The sequence below is a fragment of the Dolichospermum lemmermannii CS-548 genome, from assembly GCF_028330815.1.
Lineage (GTDB): Bacteria > Cyanobacteriota > Cyanobacteriia > Cyanobacteriales > Nostocaceae > Dolichospermum > Dolichospermum lemmermannii.
In genome coordinates this window covers 1-4,620 of the sequence record NZ_JAQMTJ010000206.1, presented here as the reverse complement: position 1 = coordinate 4,620, position 4,620 = coordinate 1, and the positions used below count along the sequence as shown (strand labels likewise).

Genomic DNA, 4,620 nt, shown 5'->3' with positions numbered 1-4,620 from the left:
CGCAATTTCGACACCTTGATTGGTGGTTGTATTGAGCGTCTAGGCGGCGTTTGACGGTCGCAGCGAGATTAGATTAGGCTAAACCTTTAATCTAATTCTGTCAGTAGAATCTCAGTGGCTGTCTTCCCTGAGAGTGTCAAAATTATAGAATCCATTAGACAGCTTCGGTAAATATTGTAGAGACGTTCCATGGAACGTCTCTACAAGGGTTTTAGGTCACGCATATTTAATTTCCGGAGATGTCTATTGTTTTCAACAGAAGTATAGGGAAGTTGAGGGATAATGATCACGGAAAGTCTTACTAAGGAGTATAGATTAAATAAAGTACAAAATTAGGGTGTGTAAAGCTCTGCGAGCATGGCTACGCTAAAACAAAGCGTAACGCACCACTTCTGGTTAAATCAGAATGGCAGGTGATTAAATTTGCGTTCCTAAGCAATATTTTTGCAACTCCTGAATAATTTATAAAAAATATATACAGGTATGTTTATGTTTACTTTAAAGCGCTGGTGGGAATATAAGGGATTACAAATAGGGGTATTGGCCTTAGTTGTAGGTAGTGCTTGGACAATCAGAGAAACAAAAGGGGCATTATTACGCGAAATCTATCAAGGAATCACCATTCCATTACAGATGGTGCAGTCAGGGACGATTTCTGAGCAAAGTATTAAAGATGCAAGATCTTTAGAATTACAGACTCGCATCGTCGATCTAGAAAGCCAAAATGAAAAATTAAAAAGTTTACTGAGTTACGTAGAAAAAGAAACCTTGCCACAGAAGCCAATTATAGCAAGGGTAATTGGACGGAGTGCAGATCATTGGTGGCAACAGGTAATTTTGAATCGAGGGACGGCATCAGGCATTCAAGAAGGTTCTATTGTTAAAGCCGATGGGGGATTGGTAGGTTTAGTAGAAAGTGTGACGACTAATACTAGCAGTGTATTGTTGGTTAGTGATTTAAAAAGTCAAGTGGGTGTAACTGTCAGCCGCACATCAGCTAAAGGAGTTTTGCAAGGTGATGCTTCCGCTGAAGGGGTGTTAGAGTTTTATGAAAAAGTGCCTAATGTTAAAGTAGGCGATTTAGTTTCCACATCTACTTATAGTCAGAAGTTTCCCGCTGGTTTAGCCATAGGTAAAATTAAGTCGTTGGATTTAAAGAAACTCCCGGCATCAATCGCTAAAGTGGAGTTATTTCCGCCAATTCGGTATTTAGATTGGGTAACTGTTTATCCTCAACCAGAGAAACAATATTTAGAAACTCCGAATTTGACGAAATGATGGACAAGGTTAATTAGTGTAAATGACTCAAATCTACCACTCGCACCAGGCTGCTTTTCTAATTTGCCAACAGAATCTGATTTTTTGGTTAAGCTAGATATAGGTTCTGGGGCGATATTATCGTACCGACTAGTTTAAGTACAATACTTATATTGATTCAGAACCCTGTTCGACTGCTAAAAACTGCAAATTTAAGACTTAAATGACCATTTTATCCCTTTTTCACCCATCCTTTAATTTTTATCCAACCCATATCAGTATATTCATAGTATAAAAATTCTGTACAAATACATCCCCATATTTACGTAACTGAACCCACCCCTGTGATCGCAGATCAGGTTGGTTGTCATAAAAATTTATATTCGGAGTCATCAAATTATTCAAACTACTTTCATAGAGTATTCTTCAAATTTTAGGTGTCCATCTAGGATATCCTAGATGCGTATCCTCAATAGTCTTCTCTCCTGAAGCATTGATAATCCTCTGAAATCATCCCTACAGTTGATGAAAAAATCTATTGATGAAGATCAGCCCATTCCTTGTCCAGAATCCTATCCCGTACCTCTTTAGGAGTAAAATTGAATATCATCTAGTTTACAATCCTGTTACTAGGTCAATTTTATTGGTAGATTTTGATCAGACAACATATTTACAAGTCCCGGAGGTGAAACAAGTTAAATAATTCGGATCTCAACTGGGATATTTTGTCCAAATTTTGGCTTTAAAAGAGGTAAGATAATGGCTATACATAATTATGTACCTTAAAGATATTAGCGAAATTACCACTTGATAATTGCTATAATCTATTCTTCCCTCTAACATTCTTATCTATTATTTAGGTGTAAATTTTTATGGGTTCTCCAATGAATCGTCTGTCTATTTTTGTAGACGGAAACAATATGTTCTATGCTCAACAAAAAAATGGTTGGTTTTTTGACCCCCGACGGGTTTTAGAATATTTCAAATACGAACAGTCAGAAACTACATTAATCAATGCTTTTTGGTACACTGGATTAAAAGACCCACAAGACCAACGGGGTTTCCGAGATGCACTCATCAGTTTAGGATATACAGTTCGCACGAAAATCCTCAAAGAGTATTATGATGATGCTTCCGGTCGTTACTCCCAAAAAGCGAATTTAGATATTGAAATTGTCGTTGATATGTTTAATACGGTAGATCAATATGACCGAGTTGTATTATTCAGCGGAGATGGTGATTTTGAAAGAGCTATCGAACTATTACGCTCAAAAAATACGCATATTACAGTAGTATCAACTGAAGGAATGATCGCCAGAGAACTACGTAATGCTACTGATAGATATATAGACTTGAATGATATTAGAGATAGAATAGAAAAAACTGACGGTTAACTTAACTTAGCTTAGTATTTATTCACAAATCTCAAAGTTAAAAATTCTGATTTCACAGTTCCAGTTATTTTATCAAGCAAGAATTGAGGAATTAGAAGTCGGTGATGATTATAAATTCTCTAAGACTGACAAATCAAACCACATTTGATTAATTCTAATTCCCTAATGTTCTTTTATTCAGCCCATTCTCAAAACTAAGAGAGGTCAAGCTAATGAGCAAGCAAACCGATAGAATTATTATCTTTGACACCACATTGCGTGATGGAGAACAGTGTCCTGGAGCAACTCTCAACATAGACGAAAAGCTAGTTATTGCTAAACAACTAGCACGCTTAGGAGTAGATATTATTGAGGCTGGTTTTGCTTTTGCTAGTCCTGGAGATTTTGAAGCAGTTAGCAAAATTGCCCAAACTGTGGGAACGGAAAATGGTCCGGTAATTTGTAGTTTGGCCAGAGCCAGACATGATGATATTAAAGCCGCAGCGGAGGCTATCAAACCTGCTGCTAAAGGCAGAATTCATACTTTTATTGCTACTTCTGATATCCACCTGCAATATAAGTTAAAAAAGACCAGACCGGAAGTAGTTGCCATTGCTGAAGAAATGGTAGCCTATGCCAAAACCTTCACCGATGATGTCGAATTTTCTCCTGAAGATGCCGGACGATCTGATCCAGAATTTTTGTATGAAGTTTTGGAAAGAGCGATCGCCGCTGGAGCAACAACTGTTAATATTCCTGATACCGTAGGTTACACCACACCCAGCGAATTTGGGGGCATCATTAAAGGCATTACCGAAAATGTCCCCAACATTGACAAAGCCATTATTTCCGTTCACGGCCATAATGATTTAGGTTTAGCAGTTGCTAACTTTTTGGAAGCTGTGAAAAACGGCGCTCGTCAATTAGAATGTACCATCAATGGTATTGGTGAAAGAGCCGGAAATGCAGCTTTAGAAGAATTAGTGATGGCTTTGCACGTCCGCAGACAATATTTTAATCCCTTCTTGGGACGGGCTGAAAATTCGGAAGCACAACTCACGAATATTGACACCAAACAAATCTATAAAACCTCCCGTTTGGTTTCCAATTTGACGGGAATGTTGGTGCAACCAAACAAGGCTATTGTCGGTGCAAATGCCTTTGCCCATGAATCTGGAATTCACCAAGATGGAGTATTGAAAAACAAACTCACCTATGAGATTATGGATGCCCAATTAATTGGTTTATCCGACAATCAAATAGTATTGGGTAAACATTCTGGCAGAAATGCTTTTCGTACCCGCTTGCAAGAATTGGGTTTTGAACTATCAGAAACCGAATTAAATAAAGCCTTCGTCAAATTCAAAGACGTAGCGGATAAAAAGAAAGAAATCTCTGATTGGGATTTGGAAGCCATTGTCAATGATGAAATCCAACAAGCACCTGATTTATTTAAAGTCGAGTTAGTACAGGTTTCCTGTGGTAGTAATGCTCAACCCACTGCTACTGTGACTCTTCGCACTCCCGACGGGGAAGAATTAACTGATGCAGCCATTGGGACAGGTCCTGTGGATGCGGTGTACAAAGCTATCAATCGGGTGGTGAATGTACCGAATGAGTTGATTGAGTTTTCTGTGCAATCTGTCACCGGAGGAATTGATGCTTTAGGAGAAGTGACAATTCGCTTACGCCATGAATCCCGTGTATTTTCAGGTCATGCGGCTAATACCGATATTATTGTGGCATCGGCTCAGGCTTACGTAAATGCACTAAATAGACTGGTTTCAGCTTTACAGCAGGAAGTGAAGGAAGAAGTCACAGCGTAATATTATGGTGGGTTAGATAAATAAGAGAACTCCACAGAATGATTGATCCTATAATGAGAGAAGATAATTTCAGTGTGCAGCTAACCTAATGCGTCCAAAATCTATCATTGAACTAACAGAGAACCTAAAATATCTGTACATAAAAACAGCCAAAAAACTCAAGG

The 4,620-nt window shown here is 38.3% G+C and carries 3 protein-coding genes; all 3 read left to right on the top strand.

What is annotated here, in order from left to right:
* Positions 1-489 precede the first annotated feature (489 nt).
* Positions 490-1,278, top strand: a complete 789-nt coding sequence (gene mreC, locus PN450_RS13390; protein WP_271836638.1) for a rod shape-determining protein MreC — start codon at positions 490-492, stop codon at positions 1,276-1,278.
* Between the two features lie 851 nt (positions 1,279-2,129).
* The gene (locus tag PN450_RS13385; protein WP_104387051.1) at positions 2,130-2,651 is read left to right on the top strand and encodes a LabA-like NYN domain-containing protein; all 522 of its coding nucleotides are present in this window, start codon (positions 2,130-2,132) and stop codon (positions 2,649-2,651) included.
* A 212-nt stretch (positions 2,652-2,863) separates the two neighbouring features.
* Positions 2,864-4,456 (top strand): 2-isopropylmalate synthase, encoded by a 1,593-nt coding sequence (locus tag PN450_RS13380; protein WP_148762792.1) that lies wholly within the window; start codon positions 2,864-2,866, stop codon positions 4,454-4,456.
* Positions 4,457-4,620 lie beyond the last annotated feature (164 nt).